Source organism: Rheinheimera pacifica (genome assembly GCF_900108485.1).
Lineage (GTDB): Bacteria > Pseudomonadota > Gammaproteobacteria > Enterobacterales > Alteromonadaceae > Alishewanella > Alishewanella pacifica.
Genome location: NZ_FNXF01000002.1, coordinates 302425 through 323084, shown reverse-complemented (window position 1 = coordinate 323084; position 20660 = coordinate 302425). Strand labels below are relative to the sequence as shown.

13 protein-coding genes are annotated in these 20660 nt (G+C 50.8%); 5 read left to right on the top strand and 8 right to left on the bottom strand.

All coding sequences use genetic code 11. The annotated features are described in order from the left end of the window. Window positions 1-109: 109 nt before the first annotated feature. Window positions 110-1567 carry a dGTPase gene (dgt, locus tag BLW68_RS03955; RefSeq protein WP_092790441.1) on the top strand — a complete coding sequence of 486 codons (1458 nt, stop codon included), beginning with the start codon at window positions 110-112 and terminating at the stop codon, window positions 1565-1567. Here dgt and BLW68_RS03950 read toward each other — a convergent pair. Next, the gene (locus BLW68_RS03950; RefSeq protein ID WP_092790439.1) at window positions 1564-3378 is read right to left on the bottom strand and encodes an alpha/beta fold hydrolase; all 1815 of its coding nucleotides are present in this window, start codon (window positions 3376-3378) and stop codon (window positions 1564-1566) included. The genes dgt and BLW68_RS03950 overlap by 4 nt on opposite strands. Window positions 3379-3485: 107 nt before the next feature. On the opposite strand from BLW68_RS03950, the gene BLW68_RS03945 reads away from it, so the two are divergent. Further along, window positions 3486-5522 (top strand): winged helix-turn-helix domain-containing protein, encoded by a 2037-nt coding sequence (locus BLW68_RS03945; protein WP_092790437.1) that lies wholly within the window; start codon window positions 3486-3488, stop codon window positions 5520-5522. A gap of 23 nt (window positions 5523-5545) precedes the next feature. Here the strand turns inward: BLW68_RS03945 and BLW68_RS03940 are convergent, their stop codons facing one another. The 4 genes from BLW68_RS03940 to BLW68_RS03925 all read right to left on the bottom strand — a co-directional run bounded on the left by BLW68_RS03940 (window position 5546) and on the right by BLW68_RS03925 (window position 10815). Continuing rightward, window positions 5546-7000: a coniferyl aldehyde dehydrogenase gene (locus tag BLW68_RS03940; protein ID WP_092790435.1), complete on the bottom strand. Its 1455-nt coding sequence runs from the start codon at window positions 6998-7000 to the stop codon at window positions 5546-5548. 62 nt (window positions 7001-7062) lie between these two features. Next, window positions 7063-8070: a LacI family DNA-binding transcriptional regulator gene (locus BLW68_RS03935; RefSeq protein WP_092790433.1), complete on the bottom strand. Its 1008-nt coding sequence runs from the start codon at window positions 8068-8070 to the stop codon at window positions 7063-7065. Window positions 8071-8091: 21 nt separating this feature from the next. Next, window positions 8092-9453, bottom strand: a complete 1362-nt coding sequence (locus BLW68_RS03930) for a glycoside-pentoside-hexuronide (GPH):cation symporter (protein WP_092790430.1) — start codon at window positions 9451-9453, stop codon at window positions 8092-8094. Window positions 9454-9480: 27 nt separating this feature from the next. After that, window positions 9481-10815: a GH1 family beta-glucosidase gene (locus BLW68_RS03925; protein WP_092790428.1), complete on the bottom strand. Its 1335-nt coding sequence runs from the start codon at window positions 10813-10815 to the stop codon at window positions 9481-9483. A gap of 156 nt (window positions 10816-10971) precedes the next feature. Between BLW68_RS03925 and BLW68_RS03920 the strand changes: the two genes are divergently transcribed. The 3 genes from BLW68_RS03920 to BLW68_RS03910 are packed head-to-tail and all read left to right on the top strand — an operon-like array spanning window position 10972 to window position 15741. Then, window positions 10972-12222, top strand: coding sequence for a sugar MFS transporter (locus BLW68_RS03920; protein ID WP_092790426.1), 1251 nt, complete (start codon window positions 10972-10974; stop codon window positions 12220-12222). A gap of 12 nt (window positions 12223-12234) precedes the next feature. Next, the gene (locus BLW68_RS03915; RefSeq protein WP_092790424.1) at window positions 12235-14760 is read left to right on the top strand and encodes a glycoside hydrolase family 3 protein; all 2526 of its coding nucleotides are present in this window, start codon (window positions 12235-12237) and stop codon (window positions 14758-14760) included. Between the two features lie 3 nt (window positions 14761-14763). Next, the gene (locus BLW68_RS03910) at window positions 14764-15741 is read left to right on the top strand and encodes a glycoside hydrolase family 16 protein (protein ID WP_092790421.1); all 978 of its coding nucleotides are present in this window, start codon (window positions 14764-14766) and stop codon (window positions 15739-15741) included. Here the strand turns inward: BLW68_RS03910 and BLW68_RS03905 are convergent. The 3 genes from BLW68_RS03905 to BLW68_RS03895 form a co-directional block, all read right to left on the bottom strand. Beyond that, complete coding sequence (locus BLW68_RS03905) at window positions 15738-16736, bottom strand: cupin-like domain-containing protein (protein ID WP_092790418.1); 999 nt, start codon at window positions 16734-16736, stop codon at window positions 15738-15740. The genes BLW68_RS03910 and BLW68_RS03905 overlap by 4 nt on opposite strands. A gap of 15 nt (window positions 16737-16751) precedes the next feature. Continuing rightward, window positions 16752-17465, bottom strand: a complete 714-nt coding sequence (locus BLW68_RS03900; RefSeq protein WP_177172149.1) for a SapC family protein — start codon at window positions 17463-17465, stop codon at window positions 16752-16754. Between the two features lie 83 nt (window positions 17466-17548). Continuing rightward, window positions 17549-20503 carry a TonB-dependent receptor gene (locus tag BLW68_RS03895; RefSeq protein WP_092790414.1) on the bottom strand — a complete coding sequence of 985 codons (2955 nt, stop codon included), beginning with the start codon at window positions 20501-20503 and terminating at the stop codon, window positions 17549-17551. Window positions 20504-20660: the final 157 nt, after the last annotated feature.

Genomic DNA, 20660 nt, shown 5'->3' with positions numbered 1-20660 from the left:
GGTATTGTTAATAGAAGCGAATGCCAAAACAGCTGGTTGTAGTTTCACCTTTACAGGTAGCCGGCTTTTGCGCCACACTGGGCCAATTGGTGCAATACCGGATACCTTTATGGATTTTTGCAATAAAATCAAAGCAGATCGCCCGTTGCAAAGCAGCCGCAGTGATTTACAAAGTGCGCTGGAAAGTGATCGTGGCCGTATTATCAACTCTGCAGCTGTGCGCCGCTTACAGCAGAAAACCCAGGTGTTTCCGCTGGAGCGTAACGCCGCTGTACGCAGCCGTTTAACCCATTCGCTGGAGGTGCAACAAAGCGGCCGCTTTATTGTGCAGTCGATATTCCGCCTGCTAACACCGCAACAACTGGCAGAATATGGCTTAACTGAGCTGGAGCGGCCAATGGAGTCGCTGGTAGAAATGGCCTGCCTGCTGCACGATGTCGGCAACCCACCGTTCGGCCACAGTGGTGAAAGTGCTATTAACACCTGGTTTAGCCAGATACTGCCTGAACTGACCACGCGCCATAAGCTGCAGGATAACGCCTTATGGCAGACACTGTGCGTCGAGCTGGCACAGTTTGAAGGCAATGCCCAGGCTATACGGCTGGTGCACAGCTTACAGCGCATGAACCTGACCTATGCGCAAACTGCCTGTATTTTAAAATACACCCGCTGCGCCACCGCCACTAAACCCGATAAGCAGCACAGCCTGAGCTATTTGCAGAAAAAGCCGGGATATTATTTCTCTGAGCAGCCGTTTGTTGACCAATTGTGGCAAGAACTGGACACCGCCCCGGGCTGCCGCCACCCGCTGACGTATATTATGGAGGCGGCAGACGACATTTCGTATTGCCTGGCCGATATTGAAGATGCAGTAGAAAAAGGCTTATTCAACCTCAAAGAACTGGCTCACCAGCTTAACATTGCCTTTGCTGAGCTTGAGCCTGACGGCCGTTTAATCACTACCCAGCGCGGTGGCAGCGCCAGCTTTTCTGCACTGATTAAAACCGCGCTGGACAGCGCTGAGGCTGAGCCGGTAAATACCGCCTCGACGTTTTTTATCAGATTGCGTGTCATGATGATACACCCACTGGTACGCCATGCAGCAGGTCAGTTTATCAGCAATATTGCTGCAGTTTATGACGGCAGTTTAAATCGCGCCCTGCTGGAAGATGGCAGCCAGTATCATGCTATTACCGCCACCTTTAAACAGGTTGCCCGCCAGTTTGTGTTTAACCAACCTGAGGTAGAAACACTGGAGCTACAGGGCTTTCGCATTATTGCCGGTTTGCTTGGCAGTTATCAGCCGTTGTTGCTGTTATCGCGTGCCGATTTTGCTGCTGTACTGCAAAACGACGGTTATCATTTAGCCCAACAGCAACGGCTGGCACACCGGCTGCCCAATAAACATCTGGCGGCCTACCAGCTTGCAGTAGCGCAAATAGCCCCGGACGACAACGCGCTGGAGTTGTATTACCGCTGCCGTTTATTGCAGGATTTTATCAGCGGCATGACCGACCATTTTGCCTTTGACGAGTACCAGACACTGGTAAATTGCCAGAGCGGTTAAGGCAGCTGTAGTGCTCTAAATAGCCAATCCAGTGCCTGTTTGATTTGCTCTGGTTTTTGCACCGGCACCAGATGGTCGCTATTACTTAGCGCAATATATTGACCATTTGAAATTAAAGCCTGCTCAGCACTCCAGGCACTGCCTTCCTGTTGCCACAGGCGCAGCGCTGCAGCCAGTTCGGGCTCGTCTTGTGCCAGATCTATCTGCTGTTGTTCAAAGTCACTGTCAATTACGCTGACGGGTATTGCAGACACCATTGGCAACTGAGCATAGCCGTCTAAGTCCGCGATATAAGCTGCAATTTCCCTGGCACGGGCCTGTTGCTGTGGAATAAGTAAACGTAGCTGCATAATCTGTTCAAAGTAGCTCCAGTCCAACTGCACATTATGCTGTGCCACTAACTGCTGCACTTCCTGATATTCAACATCGAGCTTATCTTTGGTTCTGCCAGTCCAGTTGCCGCCCGCCAGGTGGGGCAGTAAAGCCGGTAAATTCGCCAGATACCAGTCTGCAGGGTAGCCCTGATACAAACTTAACGAATGCGGCAGCGGAATATCGGGGTCAATATACACCATGGCTTTAATATCAAACTGCTGCTGATGCTGCTGATAAAACCAACGCGCACTTATGCTACTGCTGGAAAAGGCGACCAACGCCAGTTGTATTTCCTGTAACTGTTGCAGCACTGCCGCCAGGTCATCGGCAAAACGGCGATAAGATAACTCCTCAGTATTACTGCTATATGCATTACCCAGCCTGTCAATACTGTATACCCGGTACTGCTTTGCCAGTAATGGCTGTAGTGCAGCAAACCATGCACTGTCGCTGTGATAGTTATAATTAGGTCCTGCCAACAATACTACTGCAGGCCCAGGGTTATCCATCCCCATCGCCCGAACATGGAATTGCCCCTGCTCAGTTGATACTAACTGAGAGTGCTCAGGTAACTCAGGCTGTTCTACTTCAGCAAAAAAGTTCAGGATCTGGCGGCTGGTGTCAAAACCAGCAAACTGCCAGGTATGACCTCCGCCTTGCACACTGTACAGCTGAAACTTTTGTGTACCATTGTGATAACTGGTTAGATGGGTATGTGGTGCAACCTGCGTTTTGTGTAATGCATAAGGCAAAGCATCGTTTTTTCCAGCTATTAAAGCTATTGCATCCGCAGAGCTGATAAGTCCAAAGTTGTGATGAACCATGCCATTGTAGGGCAGGACTGTGTCGTCAGTACCATGTACCATCATTAGAGAGACTGCAGTCGATGGTGAGCAACTCGATGCCAGCTGGATTGACATCGGTGCAGCTACCACGGCCACAGCTTTAAATAGCTGTGGCAGGTTACATGCCAGATTTTGTACAAAAAGTCCGCCTTGAGAATAGCCTGCAGCGTATACTTCGTCTGGTATCACGTTATGGCGGCTTTGAATGTCAGTGATTATACGTGAAGTAAACCCCAGGTCATCGGCTCCCAACCGATGTGCAATATTGCAGTTGCAACCTTCGTTCCATTCCACCTGCTCGGAGTCTGGATAAGCGACAATATATTCATTACTGATTTGATCAAAGTGGGTGAATGATTGCATGTCTTTACCATTGCCACCTGAGGGGTGAAAAGCTAATAATAATTTGTAACTATTTGCAGCCTGATAACCTCTGGGTAGTGCTAGCCAGTAGTTTCGGCCATTAAGCTTCACCTGCTGTAATTGTGCCACAGACGTTTTATCGCCTTGATTTTTTTCTGAAGACTTGCAGCTTGCCAGGCCCAATAGCAGCATGATCAACCAGATTGTTGTTATTGTTTGACGTTTCATGTGAGTTTCCTGTTAACCTGAATACAGGCCAAGCATAAGTAACCAGCAGTGTTTTGCCGTGGTCATCCTAATGATGATTTTGTGATGAAAAGCTTACCGGACATTTTATGACGATACTTTCAGCCCCTATTAGCCATTGGCAGTTGGGACCGCTTTACTATGATGCCAGCCAGCGACAGTTAGCTGATACAAAGCAGCAGCTTTATCTGGAACCAAGACAGCATCAGCTGTTGATGTGTCTGTTGCAGAGGCCAGGGCAAGTGGTGAGTCGCGATACTCTGATTATGCAGGTATGGCAGGGGCGCATTGTCAGTGACAGTGCTATTAATCGGGCAGTATCTTTACTACGTAAAGCTTTTTCTCGGCTAGACAACACTCACAATTATATTGAGACCCTACCTAAACTGGGCTATCGCCTTCAGTTACCGGTGGAAACGGTAGTGGGCGACGCTAGTGTTAGCAGCAGACCTGTTATTAGGCCTTATCGGGCACCAGTGTTGTTGGTTTTAGCCAGTCTGGTGTTAGCATCTGTGGCGATGCTTTGGCCGGAATCACTGGAGCATTCTGAAGAGGTCATGTTACTTCGTATACCTTCAGTTCCGGTAACCAGTTTTAATGGTGCTGAATTCCATATTAGTACCGATCGTGCCGGCACCAAATTGTTATATCACCGCACTGCTGACAATGGCCATAATCAGCTTTGGTTGCATAACACCATAACAAAACAACACCAAACCGTTTCAGATACATTGGAAGATGCGCGTTATGGCAGGCTGAGCCCGGATGGTAATCAGATAGCCTACATCCGCTACTTTAATCAGCAGTGTCAGTTAATACTGCTGCATTTACCTGACGATGTATCTCCTTTGCAGGATTGTCCGTCTGACAGTGTGCCACAACTGATATGGCAGGGGGATAGTCGGGCACTTTACTATAGGCAGCGTACTGACAAAACTCAGCCTTATCATATTTTCAAATTATCGTTGATCAGTGGCGTCAGCAGGCAACTTACGCTAACAGCGGTAAATTATGCAGGTGAGGGGGATATCGCTCTCGCACTGTCAGAGACTACACAGCAATTAGCAGTGCTGCGCTACAACACGGCCCACAGCAGAACGTTGTTGTTACTGGACAGCGAAAGTGGTGCAGTGCAGCAGCAACACCAGATCAACCTTGCTGTAAGTCAGCTGTACTGGCACGGTGAACGGTTGCTACTGGTTGCTGGTAGTAACCTATATCAGTTTACACCGCAGCAATCCAACTTGCAGATGATGTATCGGGCGGCGCTGCCGATTAATTCAGTAGCATTAACGGCTGATCAGTTGTACTACTGCAGTAACGACAGCCGGTCTAATATCTGGCGTTACTCTCGCAATGGCGGCTCCAGCCTGGTAATTGACAGCTCACGTATCGACAGCCTGCCGCGCATAGCGCCAAATGGTTCAGCCCTGGTGTTTTTAAGCAACCGAGGTGGCCATTATCAGCTTTGGCAGCAGCAGCCAGAGCAACAGGCCGTTGTATTGGCTGACTTACCTGGAGAGCCCGGTTTCGCGCGTTTTAACTGGCACCCTGACAGTAGCCAACTGGTGCTGGTAAAAGATGGTGCGGCATATACCGTAAGCGTGCCCGATGGAGTAGTGAGAAAAATATTACCGGCTCATAGTCAGATTGCTGTAGCAGACTGGGATGAAGAGGGAAACGGACTTATATACAGTACAGATCGTCATGGTGACTGGCAACTCTGGCACTATGACTTGACCCATCGTGCTGAACAATTGCTGCCCGTTCTGGACGGATATAGCGGTCGTATCTGGCAGGGGCAGTTGTATTATACCCGATACCATCAGGATGGCTTGTGGCGCATGAACTTAGCCGGTGGGGAAAGTAAGCTGCTGTTGCCCGAGCTGGACAAAATAAACTGGCTGAACTGGCAATTGACAGAGGGACGCATTTTCTACTATCAGCCAGGAAATGGCATTTACCGGTACGATATTCAAACCACACAGCAAGAGAAACTTATGGAACAGGCAGACAACTTTGCACACCACTATAGCGTGCACGACAGTCAGGTTTATTATGTTAGGCGGGAACCAGCTCAAGGCGATATCTTTCGTATAGCTCTGAGTAATACAAATAAACTATAGCCCAGTAAAGGGGGGGGAGGTAATTAACCTTGACCTTTAAAGCGGATCAGCCAGTCCGTAAGTGTGCTTGCCAGCTTGCCATAAGGCGGTAGCAACATGCTGACGCTGTTAAAGGCGCCCTGATAAAACACCGGCCGCAGTTTGGAAAAGGTAATAAAACCTTCGTAGCCATGATAGTGCCCCATACCGCTGTGGCCAATGCCACCAAAGGGTAAGTCGTGCTGGCTGACATGCAAAATAGCGTGATTAACCGTTACACCGCCCGACATCACCTGTTCAAGATAAAATTGCTGCAGCGCTTTATCATAACTAAACGGATAAAATGCCAGTGGCCTGGGCCTGGCGTTAATGTAGTTAACCACTTCAGTTTTATCGCGGTAGGTTTTTACCGGTAGCAGCGGGCCGAAAATTTCGCGCTGCATCACCAGCATATCGTCAGTAACATTAAACAGTAGGGTTAGCGGAAATTTGCGCAGCCCAGGTGCCGTAGTTTGGCCCGGCATCAGGTTTACTGCTGTGGCGCCTTTAGCAATGGCATCGTCCAGCGTGTGCTGTAAGCGCTGGTAGGCGCGCTGGTCAATAATGGCTGTGTAATCGTTATGGTTAATGTCGGGGTAGCGCTGTGCCACCAGCTTTAGCGCCAGCCCGGTAAAGGCCTGCTCGCTGCCATGCGGTAAAAACAGATAATCGACATTGGTACAAATTTGCCCGGCATTAAATGCCTTGGCCCATAAAATGCGATCGGCAGCTTTATGCAGCGGGAAATCCGGTGCGACAACGGCGGGCGATTTTCCGCCCAGCTCCAGCGTTACCGGGGTCAGGTTTTTCGCGGCGCTGGCCATAACGGCCTTGCCGGTTTGCGCAGAGCCGGTAAAAAACAGATGATCAAACGGTTGGGCTGAAAAAGCCGGGCCGCTGCCGTTGTTATCGGCAAAAAACTGCAGTTTGTCGGGCGCAAAGTATTTTGGCGCCAGCTCAATTAGCAACTGTGCCAGCTGGCCGGAGTTTTCCGACATTTTTACCATGGCGCGGTTACCGGCAGCGAAAATGGCGACCAGTGGCGACAGTGCCAGCATAATGGGGAAATTCCACGGCACGATAACGCCGACCACGCCCAGCGGTTGTGGCAGCACTTTGCAGCTTGAGGTAGGAAACAACAACCGGTCTATGTGGCGCCGCTGTGGCTTAAGCCATTTTTTCAGCTGTTTTTTCGTGCGGCTAATATCTTCCAGCACCATTAAAATTTCAGAAAAACGGGTTTCAAACCGGCAACGGCTGCCGTAATCGGCATTTACCGCTTCAACCAGCGCGGCTTCGTTGTCGCTTACCAGTGCCGCCAGCGCAGTTAAATCGGCAAGGCGCTGCTGGTAATCAGACACCGGGTTGGCATGATAAGCCTGGCGCTGCAGTGTTAAAGCCTCGGCAAACAGCGCAAAAGAGGTGTGGGTTTCTGCGCTATTATCAGCGGGCAGATGCATAGCAAACTCCAAAAAAATAACAAAAACCCGTTAAGCGCCCGGGGGCGGCCCATTGGCTGCAGTTAACCCGCAGCAATAGCGCTGGCCGAATCGCGGCATACCAGCACCGGCTCAAATACATTCTTTAACTGTAACGCCTGTTGCTGGTAAATATTTTTCAGTACCCAGCGTGCCGCCATGCGGCCCATTTCGCCGATAGGGTAATCAATAGTGGTAAGTTTGGGGTAAATGTAGCGCGCCAGGATCAGGTTATCAAAACCAACAATAGATAAGTCTTGTGGCACATTCAGGCCATGCGCGCGCGCCACTTCCATCGCGCCGGCGGCCATTTCATCGTTGGCACACACCAGCGCGCTAAATGGCAGGCCTTTAGCCAGTAACTGTTGCATACAGGCGCTGCCGCTGCTGTCCTGAAAGTCACCTTCGGCCAGTAAGGCCGGGTTAAAACTCAGGCCATGCTCTGCCATGGCGCGTAAGTGGCCGTGGTAGCGATCTTTGGCATCGCTTTTCCACATTGGGCCGGCCAGATAGGCCAGTTGTGTATGGCCTTGCTGCAGTAATTGCTTGGTTGCCAGATAACCGCCCAGCTCGTTATCCAGGCTAATGCAATTATCTGCCAGTTGCGGGATAAAGCGGTTAATCAGCACTATTGGCATATTGCCACTGGCCAGTTTAATCAGGTAGTCGTCGGATACCGCTTCAACATGCAAAATCAGCGCATCGCAGCTGCGGCTGATTAAAAACTCAATGCCGTCTTTTTCACTGGCTTCTTCGCTGTGGCCGGCGGCAATAATAACGTGCTTACCAGCCGCGCGGCATTCGTTCTCAATGCCGCTGAGCATTTCACCATAAAAAGGGCCGTGCAGCTCAGACACCAGAATGCCTACACTGTTAGAACGGTTTGACGCCAGCGATTGGGCAATAGAATTGGGCCGGTAGCCCAGTTGCTCCATTGCTGCCAGCACTTTGTTGCGGGTGTTTTCGCTGACACGGGCGTTATTATTCATTACCCGGGATACTGTTGCCAGCGATACCCCGGCTAATTCTGATACTTGGTAAATGGTTGCCATGGCCTGCCTGCGTAATAACGTTTATGCAGTTACTCTAGCATGCCCGGGTGCAGTGCCACCAGCGCGCAGCGCCAGCTGGTGGTGGATATCCAGTACGCGTGGCCCGGTTAAGCGGTAACGGCTCATTACCACTGCCACCAGTATCGAGCCAATAGCAGGCAATACGGTAAAGCTGAGCAAAATGCCGTGTTGTGCTGTTGCGGTTTGTGGTACGTCGGCCTGGTAGCCGTATCCGGCCAGCAACCAGCCTGCCAGTGCACCACCTAACGCCAGCCCGAGTTTAATAAAGAATACGATAGACGAGTACACCAGGCCGGTAATACGAATACCGGTTTTATAGTGGCCGTAGTCAACAGTGTCGGCCATTTTTGCCCACAACAGTGGCGTGGCCATTTGTAAAAAGAAACCCCAGAGAAAATACAGTGCAAATGCCAGCACCAGTTGGTCGCTGCCAATAAAAAAGCTCAGTATGCAAATGGCAGCGGAGATCAGTTGCAAACCAATATAAGCTTTTACTTTATCAACATAACGGCTAAGCCATTGGGCTACGGCGCAACCGGCAATATTGCCAATCATACCCAGTGTAACAAAGGCAGTGATTAAGTCTTCCCGGCCTAAAAAGTATTTTACATAGTAAATGGCCAGTGTAGTGCGCAGCACCATGCCGGTAAGCAGAAAAAATGCAGCAACACACAAAATACGCCATTGATCATTTTGCCACAGCGAAGCAAAACTGTTGCGTAGCGTCAGCTGTTGATCCGCCGGAGCCTGCACCCGTTCCCGTGTGCCGGCAAAGCAGAGTAAAAACAGTACCAGGCCCAGCACACTCATGGCGGCGATGGTAAGCTGATAACCTTTGGCGTTATCGCCATTACCAAAAAAGTTAACCAGCGGCAGCGTACAGGCAGTAACCAGCAAACCACCGAGCATACCAAACACAAAACGGTAAGACTGCACCGACACCCGCTCGGTTGGATCTGCTGTTAATACACCACCGAGCGCTGAATACGGAATATTAATGGCGGTATAGGCCAGCATCAGCAAGGTATAAGTGGCGAAGGCGTAGATAACTTTACCGTTGGCAGATAAATCCGGTGTGGTAAATGCCAGCACACTGCACAGGGCAAAGGGTAATGCCAGCCAGAGCAGATAAGGCCGGTATTTGCCGTGGCGGCTTTTGGTTTTATCTGCCATGGCGCCCATTAACGGGTCGGTTACCGCATCAATAATGCGCACCAGCAAAAACATGCTGCCTACCACCGCCGGCGAAATACCAAAAATATCGGTGTAGAAAAAGGTTAAAAACAGCATTACCGTCTGAAACACAATATTGCTGGCGGTGTCGCCAAGGCCGTAGGCCACTTTTTCCCGTTTTGTCAGCATGCTAACCCCGTGATAACTGCTTTATTATTATTTTTTACGCCCGGCGAACACTTCACGCAGTGCTATAGCACTGTCTTTTAATGTGCGCTGTTGTGTAGCGTAATCGACATAGACTATACCAAAACGCTTGGCATAGCCTTCGGCCCACTCAAAATTATCCATCAGGCTCCAGGCAAAGTAGCCATCAATACGCATACCGGCGATAATGGCATCTTCTGTGGCTTGTAAGTGCTGTTCAAAGTACTTAACCCGCTGCGTATCGTGCACCTGGCCAAGGTGCATGGTGTCGGGTATAGCGGCACCATTTTCGGTAATATACACCGGCGGCAGTTTATAGCGCTTATGTATTGCCAGTAATATTTCGGTTAAGCCCTGCGGGTAAATTTCCCAGCCCATATCGGTTAACGGCGGTGTGGCAGGTGGCACATCACTAAACCAGCCTTTGCTGTTAGCGCGGTACACAGTGCGGGTGTAGTAATTTACACCGAGAAAATCCAGTGGCTGGGCAATGATAGCCATATCGCCGTCATGAATTTGCGGCTGCTCGGCCGCAGGCAGCTGTTGTAGCAGGGCCGGATAACAGCCTTCCATTAACGGCTGCAGGTACCATTGATTATGGTATTGATCCGCCATGTCGGCGGCGCGGATATCCGCTGCGCTGTTGCTGGCAGCATGGCAGGGGCTGAAGTTCAGCACTATGCCGTTAAGTGCCTGCGGCGCGTTTTTTTGCAACACCGGCATGGCCAAACCATGTGCCAGCAATAAATGGTGCGCTACCTGGCGGCCTTGCTGGCGGTTTTGCACGCCGGGGGCATGAATGCCGGCTTCATAACTTAAATAAGCACTACAAAACGGCTCATTTAATGTGGCGTAAGAATACACTCTGTCGCCAAAGGCCCGGCTGACAATATCGGCGTATTCTGCAAATTTATAGGCGGTGGCGCGGTTAAGCCAGCCGCCGTTATCTTGCAAATACTGCGGTAAATCCCAGTGATACAGCGTAACAAAGGCTTTGATATTGCGTTCGTTTAGCGCATCAAGTAATTGCCGGTAAAAATTCAGCCCGGCCTGGTTCACGCTGCCGTCGGCATTAATTACCCGGCCCCAGGCGATGGAAAAACGGTAGGCATCGACGCCCAGCGCCGCAATAAGCTCGACATCTTCCTGCCAGCGCGCGATATGGTCGCAGGCCACCAGGCCGTTTGAGCCATCTTTTATCCGGCCGGGTTGTGCACAAAAAGTATCCCAAATGCAGGCCTCGCGGCTATTGGCGGCACCTTCTATCTGGAACGAGGCAGTGGCAACACCAAACACAAAGTCGGGTTTTAGCAGAGGTGAGCTGTTGGCTAAAGTTATTTTCATCGGTTTTGCTATCTTCCGGTCGTATTGTTACGGGCTGCTGAGCGACAAAATGATTGCCAACAGCGTGATATATGCTATAAATGAAAGCGCTTACATCATACTAGACGGCGGCAAAGCGCGCGTCAATGAAAAACATAAAACACCGGGGAGGATAAGATGGCTGTAACACCAACGCTTAGCGAGGCCACGCCACAGGCTGCATCAGGCCAGATCAATTACAGATTTGCTTTAACATCATTAACCACATTATTTTTTATCTGGGGTTTTATTACCTGTCTGAATGACATTCTGGTGCCCTACCTCAAAGGCTTGTTTGAGCTCAGTTACACCGAGGCATTGCTCATTCAGTTTTGTTTTTTCAGTGCCTATTTTGTAGTTTCTGTCCCCGCCGGTATGCTGGTAAGCCGTATTGGCTACCAGTCGGGTATTGTTACCGGCCTGCTGATTGCCGGTGCCGGTTGTCTGTTGTTTTACCCTGCTGCGGCCGCGCATTATTACCCGCTGTTTCTGCTGGCGCTGTTTGTGCTGGCCGCCGGTATTACTATTTTGCAGGTGGCCGCTAACCCCTATGTAAGTGTACTTGGCCGGCCAGAAACAGCCTCCAGCCGCTTAACTATGACGCAAGCCTTTAACTCGCTGGGTACGACTTTGGCACCTTTTTTTGGTGCCTGGTTAATTTTTGGTGGCATGGAAGCGCCTACGCCGGGTGAAGTAACCGAATCTACCGTGCAAATGCCTTACCTGCTACTGGCGGCTGTGCTGATTGTAATGGCGCTGATTTTTGCCTTTTTGCGCCTGCCAAAGCTGGGTAAGAAAGATGCAAATCTGGATATAACCAGTGGCTCTGCCTGGCGTTACCGCCATCTGGTGCTGGGGGCTGTGGGTATTTTTGTTTATGTTGGTGCTGAAGTGGGCATTGGCAGTTTTCTGGTCAGCTTTATTACCCAGCCTGATATCAGCAGCCTGGATGCCCAAAAAGCGTCACATTATATTGCCTGGTATTTTGGCGGCGCCATGGTGGGCCGCTTTATCGGTGCTTATGTTATGCAGTATATCGCGCCCGGTAAGGTGCTGGCCTTTAACGCGGTATGTGCCGTGATCCTGCTGGCGCTAACGATCAGCAGCAGCGGCAGCCTGGCGATGTGGGCACTGTTATTGGTGGGCCTATGCAACTCTATTATGTTCCCGACTATTTTCAGCCTGGCTATTGCCGGCTTAAAGCAACATACCGGCCAGGGTTCGGGCATTTTATGTCTGGCAATTGTCGGTGGCGCAGTGCTGCCGCTGGCGCAGGCGCGGCTGGCTGACGTGGTTAATGTGCAGATCGCCTTTATTATTCCTTTGCTGTGTTATGTATTTATTGCCTGGTACGGCGCGGTTGGCAGCAAACCGCGTGCTGTGGCGTAACGGAGACCCACTATGACTTTTCGCCTGAAACTTTCGCTATTGAGTTTAAGCTGCGCTGTCATTTTGACAGCCTGTGCCAAAGCACCAACAGAGCCTGATACCGTGACAGATAAAACCGCTGCCATTTGGCCAGAATTACAGTTACCGGTAGCAAAAGATGCTGCTGTCGAGCAAAAAATTACCGACCTTATGGCTGGCATGACGCTGGCGCAGAAGGTTGCCCAGATGATCCAACCGGAAATCCGCGATATTACCGTTGAAGATATGCGTAAATACGGTTTTGGCTCGTTTTTAAACGGTGGTGGTGCCTTTCCAAACGATAATAAACATGCCACACCTGCCGACTGGATAGCACTGGCCGAGGCGATGTATCAGGCATCAGTAGACGACAGCCTGGACGGCAGCCGTATTCCAACTATGTGGGGCACCGACGCAGTGCACGGCCATAACAATGTGATTGGCGCGACATTATTTCCGCACAATATTGGCCTGGGTGCGGCAAATAACCCGGCACTAATTGAACAAATTGCCAAAGTAACCGCCCGCGAAGTCATGGTTACCGGTATCGACTGGGTGTTTGCGCCCACGGTTGCGGTGGTGCGTGATGATCGCTGGGGCCGCACCTATGAAGGTTATTCAGAAGACCCCGATATAGTGCACGACTACGCCGCCGCTATTGTTACCGGTTTGCAGGGGGCCGCAGATAAAGACTTCCTCGGTGACGAGCGGGTGATCAGCACCGTTAAGCATTTTGTTGGCGATGGCGGTACTGTGGGCGGTGATGATCAGGGCGACAATATTGCCAGCGAGCAAGAGTTGTTCAGTATTCATGCTCAGGGCTACGTGGGTGGCCTGCAAGCTGGCGCACAAAGTGTTATGGCATCATTTAACAGCTGGCACGGCAGTAAAATTCATGGTGATAAATACCTGCTAACCGACGTACTGAAAACCCGCATGGGTTTTGATGGCTTTGTCGTGGGCGACTGGAACGGCCACGGCCAGATCCCCGGTTGCACTAACGACAACTGCGCCCAGGCTGCACTGGCCGGGCTGGACGTTTACATGGTGCCAACGGCTGCCTGGAAGCCGCTGTATTACAACCTGATTGCACAGGTTGAAAACGGTGCTATTCCGCTAAGCCGGATAGATGATGCAGTACGGCGTATTTTGCGCGTAAAACTGCGCGCCGGTTTATTTGATAAGCCCAGCCCGGCGAAGCGGCCGTTGTCGGGTAAAACTGAACTGATTGGCTCGGCCGAACACCGTGCTGTAGCGCGTGAGGCAGTGCAGCAATCACTGGTGTTGCTAAAGAACAACGACGCTATTTTGCCACTAAACCCTAAGCAACGTATTTTGGTCACCGGTGAAGGTGCCGACAATATTGGTATGCAGTCGGGTGGCTGGACTATCAGCTGGCAGGGCACCGGCAACACTAACAGCGATTTCCCCGGTGGCAGCTCAATTTACGCCGGTATTAAACAAGCGGTAGACGCGGCAGGCGGCAGCACCGAGTTAAGTTCAGATGGCAGCTACAGCAGTAAACCCGATGTCGCGATAGTGGTATTTGGTGAGCAACCTTATGCTGAGGGCAATGGCGACCTGGATAATTTAGAATATCAGCGTGGCAATAAAACTGATTTAGCCCTGCTGCGTAAACTCAAAGCCGATGGCATTAAAGTGGTGTCGCTGTTTATCAGTGGCCGGCCGTTATGGGTAAACCCTGAGCTAAACGCCTCCGATGCTTTTGTTGCAGTGTGGCTGCCTGGTAGTGAAGGCGTTGGCGTGGCTGATGTTGTCATGGCAAAAGCCGACGGCAGTGTTAATGTCGATTTTCGCGGTAAGTTGTCATTTAGCTGGCCTGCCACAGTACAACAAATTGTAAACCGGCATGATGCTGACTATCAGCCGCTGCTGCCGTATGGCTTTGGTTTACGTTACGGTGATAAGAGCACGCTGAGTAACGCTTTGGAAGAGCAGGTAGCTACCGATACGGCACTGGATGATTTAGTGCTGTTTGAGCTGGCAGTAAAGGCGCCGTATCAGTTGCTGCTGCACAGTGGCGGTGAAACCCAGGCCGTGGTTAGCAGCGTACAGCAGCAAGGCAATGTCGCCGTACGCACTTTTGATAAAGTGGTACAGGAAGACGCGCGCCGTTTTGCCTTTAGCGGCGAGGCAAAGGTAGCACTGAGTAGTGCCTTCCCGGCCGATTTACGCTCTTATCAGGAGGCTGGCAGTGCGCTGGTGCTGCAGGTAAAACGCAGCGGTACGGTGCCTGACAGCGTAATGCTGGGTATGGATTGCGCCCAAAGCTGCAGCAGTGCCCTGAATATAGCGCCGCAATTACAGGCCATGGCAGATGAAACCTGGCAAACCATCAGTGTCGATTTAGCCTGTTTTGCCCGGCAAGGCGCTGACTTTAGCCAGATTTTCACGCCGGTATCATTAGCCACAACAGCGCCGCTGGTGCTAAGCTTGGCTGATATACGGCTAAAACCTGCGGCAGCAGGCGACGCCACTATTTCCTGCAACGGAGACTAAAATATGCGTCGTTATCTCGTTACCCTGCTTGCCAGCGCAGTGCTGGCAAGTTGCAGCACCGTGCCGCCAAAGCCAGCTGAAAAAAGTGTGGCACAACATCAGCCTGATGCCATTGCCAGCGCTGACTGGCAACTGGTGTGGCAGGACGAGTTTGACAGCAACAGTATTGATCAGAGCAAATGGAGCTTTGAGCAAAATTGCTGGGGTGGCGGTAACGACGAACAACAGTGCTATACCAACAGGCCGGAAAATGCCTATGTCGATAATGGCGTGTTATATATAGTGGCACGCAAAGAAACCTTCACCGGCCCGGCGTTAAACGAAGATGACCCGGATTTCAGTCCGCATCAGCGCAAAACCCTGCCTTATACCTCGGCACGCTTACGCAGCAAAGGTAAGGGCGACTGGTTGTATGGCCGTTTTGAAGTCCGCGCAAAATTGCCAACAGGTCAGGGCAGCTGGCCGGCAATATGGATGCTGCCAACAGACTGGTTGTACGGCCCCTGGCCGTTATCCGGTGAAATAGACATTATGGAAGCGGTAAACCTGGGTACAGTTTCTGATGAACCCAGCGCGCTGGCCGATGAACCTGAGCGGCGTATTCACGGCACCTTACATTACGGCGAACCCTGGCCAGATAATGTGCACAGTGGCAAGAGCTATAAACTGCCCAACGGACAAAGCCCGGCCGATAATTTTCACACCTATGCGATAGAATGGCAGCCGGGTGAAATTCGCTGGTATGTTGATGATGTGTTGTACTCGACGCAAAAAAGCAGCGATTGGCACACTGGGGCGGTTACGCTAAAAACAGCCCTGCCGCGCCATGCCCCTTTTGACCGGCCTTTTCATATGCTGCTGAATTTAGCCGTAGGCGGCAATTGGGCCGGCTCAGTAAATGAAACCGGCATAAACCCAAGTGCCTACCCGCAAAGCCTGCAAATTGACTATGTGCGGGTATATCAGCGCCAGCGGCCTTAACGGTTTAACCGGCTCAGCAGCATGGCACGTAGCTTACGTGCCGTTTGCTCCAGCATTGGCCCCAGTATGCCGCGTTTATCTGCCGGTAAATGTGCTGTGGTATCATCATTGGCATTAAACACATAGTGATCAAACTGTTGCTGCCAGATTTTACGCTGCACTGGTGGTAAGTTGCGTATGCTGAGCATGGCATGCAGCAGGGCATCGGTGGGTAAACCGCAGTAAGGCGGCGTTTGCCGCCACCAGTAGTTAAGCAGAATATTCAAATCACTTAAGCTGTCTACCTGATGCCACCACATCGACGGAATAAAAATGGCATCACCCGCGCCCAGCTCTGCCGTTAATGCATGCTGCAACGCAGTGCGAAAGCGCGGATAGCGGGCAAAATCCGGCTGGCGAAAATCTACCATGCTGACAGGTTGCCCGGCGGGGGTAACATCAAGCGGGCCTATATATAAATTGGCCATTTGCTCAGGCGCAAATAGCGTAAAACGCCGCTGCCCGGCCGCAACGCAGGCAATATTGTCCGGTACGTCATAATGGGCTACCACATGGCTGCGGTTACCCAGCCATACGCTGATCAGCGGATTAATGCTGTCCAGGGTTAGCGTGTTTTGTGCTGCTAGGCCCGGCACACAGTAATCTGCGGTAGTAGAACCCATATAAAACACCGGTGCGTCGGTTTGCCCGCCATGCTGCAGTATGCTGCTTAGCACGTCGCTAAGTTTGGTTTGGCGCTGCTGAAAATTAAACCCGCTTAAGTCATCATTATAAAAAAAGCGGCCCTTTGCTGCGGGCTCAGCAAAAAAAGCCTGCACCGGCACATCCGCAGCAAAACGTTGCAGATAGGCCGCGGCGGCGGCGTCAGAGTGTTTTGCCTGCTGCACCAACGGCCAGTGTTGCACCAGGCCACGCAGCACCAAAGGTGTAGTGCGATCTGCCAGTAAGCTGCTGATATTGCCACCGGTGTAATCTGTTTCGTCAATTGCCTGCATGTTTATGTCACCTGATTAGGCCTGCATCATACTCAGCATTTTGCTGATATTCGCCTGTGATGCCAGCAGCAGATAAATAGCTTCCAGATAGCCGTGCTGGTGCAACTGCTGCAACTGTGCTGCGGTTAGCTGGCTAAGTTGTTGCCGGTCAATATTATATAAACCGCCAAGCTTATGCACCGCGCCCTGATAACTTAGTTCCAGCGTCAGGCTTTGCAGTAAATGTAATTCGCTTAACATGGCACAAAATGCCTGATTCGCCTGATGCCCCTGCTGGATATGTTGCAAAACAGAGCTGATATGCTCAAGCAACGGGCTGTTGCCGCCATGCGGTAAGAATACCGCTTCGCCTTGGGTTAAACTGACCCGCGGGTGGTCCAGATCAATACATACTACCGGTATCTGTTGCGGTACACCGTTATGCAGCTGCTGTTGAAAGCCGATTAAAAATGGCTGGCGCTGCATACTCAGCGGTATATAACCGGTTTGCCAGCTATCGTGCTGCAAAAACAGATTTTGGCCCGGCTTTACGCCCAGCAACACCACCGGCTCAAAGTTATTCTGCTCAGTATTGTGGCGAAAAAACAGCGGGTACCAGCTTTGCAACTGCATAAATTCACTGATAAAGGCGGTGCTAAGGCTGACGTTGTCGCCGTAAGCGCTGCCACTTTGGGTAATAATTTTTATATCTTTATGGCTGATATTGTCCAGCACTGCATGGTTGGCCATCATCTCTCCCGGGCTTTGGGGCTAATAACTAACAAAAAGCCGCTTGTCACAGCGGCTTTTTGGTTTAGCAAAAGACGTTCTGTTTAAAAGGTATAACGTACGCCTAAATTGTAACGGGCACCATACTGGTAACCGCGCAGGAACTGCTCCGGAAAACGTACATAGGTGCGCTGGGTTTCTTCGGTAACGTTCAACCCTTCTACAAATACGGTCAGGTTGTCGGTTACAGCATAGTTTACGTTAATATCCCATTGGCCATACGACTCGGTAAATACCGGGGCTGAATGCTGATCAAAGCCGGACAGGAATTCGTCACGCCAGTTATATGACACCCGTACCGATAGGCCATAATTTTCATAAATCAATGAAAGGTTGGCAGAATCGCTTAAGCCGGGCAGGGCAAACTGGTAGCCAATAGCATTGCGGTCTGCTTCAACATCACCGTATACGAAGGTGGCGTTAGCCTGCACACCAAAACCGGTTTCGCCGAACATATGTTGCGCCGCCAGCTCCCAACCCCACAGGTTAGCGGTTTCGACGTTAGTATCACGCGCAACAGAGAAGATGGTCAGTGGATCATTTTCATCGCCGGTGATAGGAGTACCTTGCGGTGTACCCTGATTTGCGTTGATGCGGTCATGAATAGCCTGATCGGTAGGTTGCAAGCCTTCTGCTATTAAATCAGCAATAGCTTGATCTGCCCGCGGGCCGATAAAGGGGTCGCGAATGCCGGCCAGCTCTTCCTCAGTAGTGGTATTGACCAGAAAGTTCTCTACCTGCTTGCGATAGTAACCCATAGATACATAACTGCCCGGCTGGTAGTAATACTCCAGCGACAAATCGATATTGTCCGCGGTGTAAGGTTTTAACGCCGGGTTACCAACAGACACTTTACGTTGGCCCACTTTAGGGTTGCCGGCAAAAGTGGTGGTTGAGCGCAAAGCCCCTACCGGTGGCCGTGTTAACGAGCGACTGTAAGAGAAACGGCCAATCAGATCATCCGCAATCTCAATGTTCATATCAACATTAGGCAGAAACTCGCGGGTTTTACCGCTACCTTCAGAGAAAGTACGGTCAGTAGCATAGGTATAAGCCCACTCGTTGCCGTTTACCCACTGCATGCTAACTGCCGGGCGCTCTAAACTGTTTGCAGTGACATCAGTTTGCTCGTAACGCAAGCCGGTAGTGATATTTACCGGCATACCATTAAACTCGGTTTCAAACCGGGCCTGGGTATACAGGGCAACTGTCTCTTCTTTCACTCTGTGGTCATCATCAATCGGGCCGGCGCTAAATACGCCACCCAACTCTTCAGGCCAGCTGCAGGCTCCAATGCCGGCATCAGGATGGTCACAATCAATCCCTTCGGCGATATTTACAATATCGTAGAAGTCAGCCATGTAGAAATAGTTAATCTTCTTATCGCGGCCACCACCGGAGAACTTGTTAAGTAAACCGCTGGTATCGACACGGTAAAACATATCGTCCGGATACCAGTCAGCTGACCACAGCCACCAGCCGGCTGCCAGTTGGCCGGAATAGGCATTAACAGAGCGGAACGACATATCGGTATAGGTTGCGCCAAAATCAAAACTGACCAAGGCACTGTCGCTGCTGTTAAGCCACTGGCCTTTTAGCTGCAGCTGGTCCATTTTGTTTTTGTCTTCATTTTTGCTGACACCGCCAAATAATGAGCCCATATCCTGGGGTAGCAGTTCTGGCTGACCACCTGTCAGCGTAAAGTCGATTACCGGAATGCCACCAGCGCTGAAGTCAGCGGTTTTGGTCTCCAGATTAGCTGTTGCGTTGGGGTGAGCATCGTCACCCGCCCAAGATGTATTACCAATAATCATATAGGCATCATGGCCAAGGCCTGTGCCCATGCTGACTGCTTCTGAGCTATGGTAATCCAGCTCCAGGCTTAGTGCGTCACTAACCTGCCACTCCAGGTTCAGGCCAACTGATTTATTTTCGCTGGCAGAGCCGTTACGGTTCAGGTTCGTGGCATAGTCGCCGTTCACTTCCGTCATATTAACGTAAGTGCCGTTTTCATTAATGGTGGCGCTTTGTACGTTGCCGCCGTTATTAAACCAGACACCAAAGCCTACCCGTTCTACATCCAGTTCAGTTTTCGAATAGGTGTAATCCAGCGTGGCTTTAAACCTGTCGGTTGGGGCAAACTGCATAACCAACTGGCCGTTGGTACGTTTACGATCATTATCCAGAATTTCGTAACCGGCATTTTGCGGATACCAGGTATTGCCGTCAGCACGCTGGTTGTTATCGGTCAGCTGCAGGTTAGGTGAGTTCGACAGATCGACATTCGGGATCCAGTTATCTACGGCCATGCCTTCTGCACGGTTGTTGCGCTCTTGCACTGAGCCAGACAGCAAAATACCAAATTTATCATCAGCAAAGGTGTTGCTGAAAATAGCAGATACTTCCGGTGTAAAGTCGTCACCGACTTCGTTAGAGGTATCGTGTACGGCCTTTAACCCAACTGAAGCTTTCAGGCCGGGGTTGTCCAGAGGCCTTGCTGTAGAGATATTGACCGTGGCACCAATACCACCGCTGGGTACATCGGCGCGGCTGGTTTTATGCACTTGCACACCGCTGACGCCTTCAGTGGCGATATTACCAAAATCAAACGAGCGGCCACCGCCGGTGGTAGGCATCTGGCGGCCATTTAATGTCACCAGGTTAAATTCCGGACCAAAGCCGCGTACGGTAATGCGGCTACCTTCGTTATTTGAGCGGTCAATTGATACACCGGTAATACGTTGCAGTGACTCAGCAAGGTTGGTGTCCGGGAATTTACCAATATCTTCTGCCGTTATAGCATCCACTACCCCGGTTGATTCACGTTTAATATCCATCGACTTGGCTAAGCTGCCGCGAATACCGGTAACCTGTATAACTTCAACCTCAGTAGTTTGTGCTGTTTCGTCATTAGCATAAACAGGGGCCATTGCACCGGCACCTGTGATCAGAGACAAACTTATCGCCAGACGCGATAGCTTGAAACGTGTTTGGTTCATACCCTTTCTCCCGTGTTTTGCTGAGTGTCTAATCGTTTTAGTTATTTGGTAGCGCTTACATTTTTAATCTTGTGGCTAAAACTTATAATGTAAGCGCTTACAAAAGGTAGATGATTAATGCTGCAAGGTCAATACGTCAGCAGTAAAAAGCTGCACA

Bases quoted from the DNA above. Each gene is read 5' to 3' on its own strand.
- BLW68_RS03935 (WP_092790433.1), bottom strand. From the start codon at position 8,070: ATGGCAACCATTTACCAAGTATCAGAATTAGCCGGGGTATCGCTGGCA.
- BLW68_RS03900 (WP_177172149.1), bottom strand. From the start codon at position 17,465: ATGGCCAACCATGCAGTGCTGGACAATATCAGCCATAAAGATATAAAA.
- BLW68_RS03930 (WP_092790430.1), bottom strand. From the start codon at position 9,453: ATGCTGACAAAACGGGAAAAAGTGGCCTACGGCCTTGGCGACACCGCC.
- BLW68_RS03940 (WP_092790435.1), bottom strand. From the start codon at position 7,000: ATGCATCTGCCCGCTGATAATAGCGCAGAAACCCACACCTCTTTTGCG.
- BLW68_RS03910 (WP_092790421.1), top strand. From the start codon at position 14,764: ATGCGTCGTTATCTCGTTACCCTGCTTGCCAGCGCAGTGCTGGCAAGT.
- BLW68_RS03920 (WP_092790426.1), top strand. From the start codon at position 10,972: ATGGCTGTAACACCAACGCTTAGCGAGGCCACGCCACAGGCTGCATCA.
- BLW68_RS03925 (WP_092790428.1), bottom strand. From the start codon at position 10,815: ATGAAAATAACTTTAGCCAACAGCTCACCTCTGCTAAAACCCGACTTT.
- BLW68_RS03905 (WP_092790418.1), bottom strand. From the start codon at position 16,736: ATGCAGGCAATTGACGAAACAGATTACACCGGTGGCAATATCAGCAGC.
- BLW68_RS03945 (WP_092790437.1), top strand. From the start codon at position 3,486: ATGACGATACTTTCAGCCCCTATTAGCCATTGGCAGTTGGGACCGCTT.
- dgt (WP_092790441.1), top strand. From the start codon at position 110: ATGGATTTTTGCAATAAAATCAAAGCAGATCGCCCGTTGCAAAGCAGC.
- BLW68_RS03950 (WP_092790439.1), bottom strand. From the start codon at position 3,378: ATGAAACGTCAAACAATAACAACAATCTGGTTGATCATGCTGCTATTG.
- BLW68_RS03915 (WP_092790424.1), top strand. From the start codon at position 12,235: ATGACTTTTCGCCTGAAACTTTCGCTATTGAGTTTAAGCTGCGCTGTC.
- BLW68_RS03895 (WP_092790414.1), bottom strand. From the start codon at position 20,503: ATGAACCAAACACGTTTCAAGCTATCGCGTCTGGCGATAAGTTTGTCT.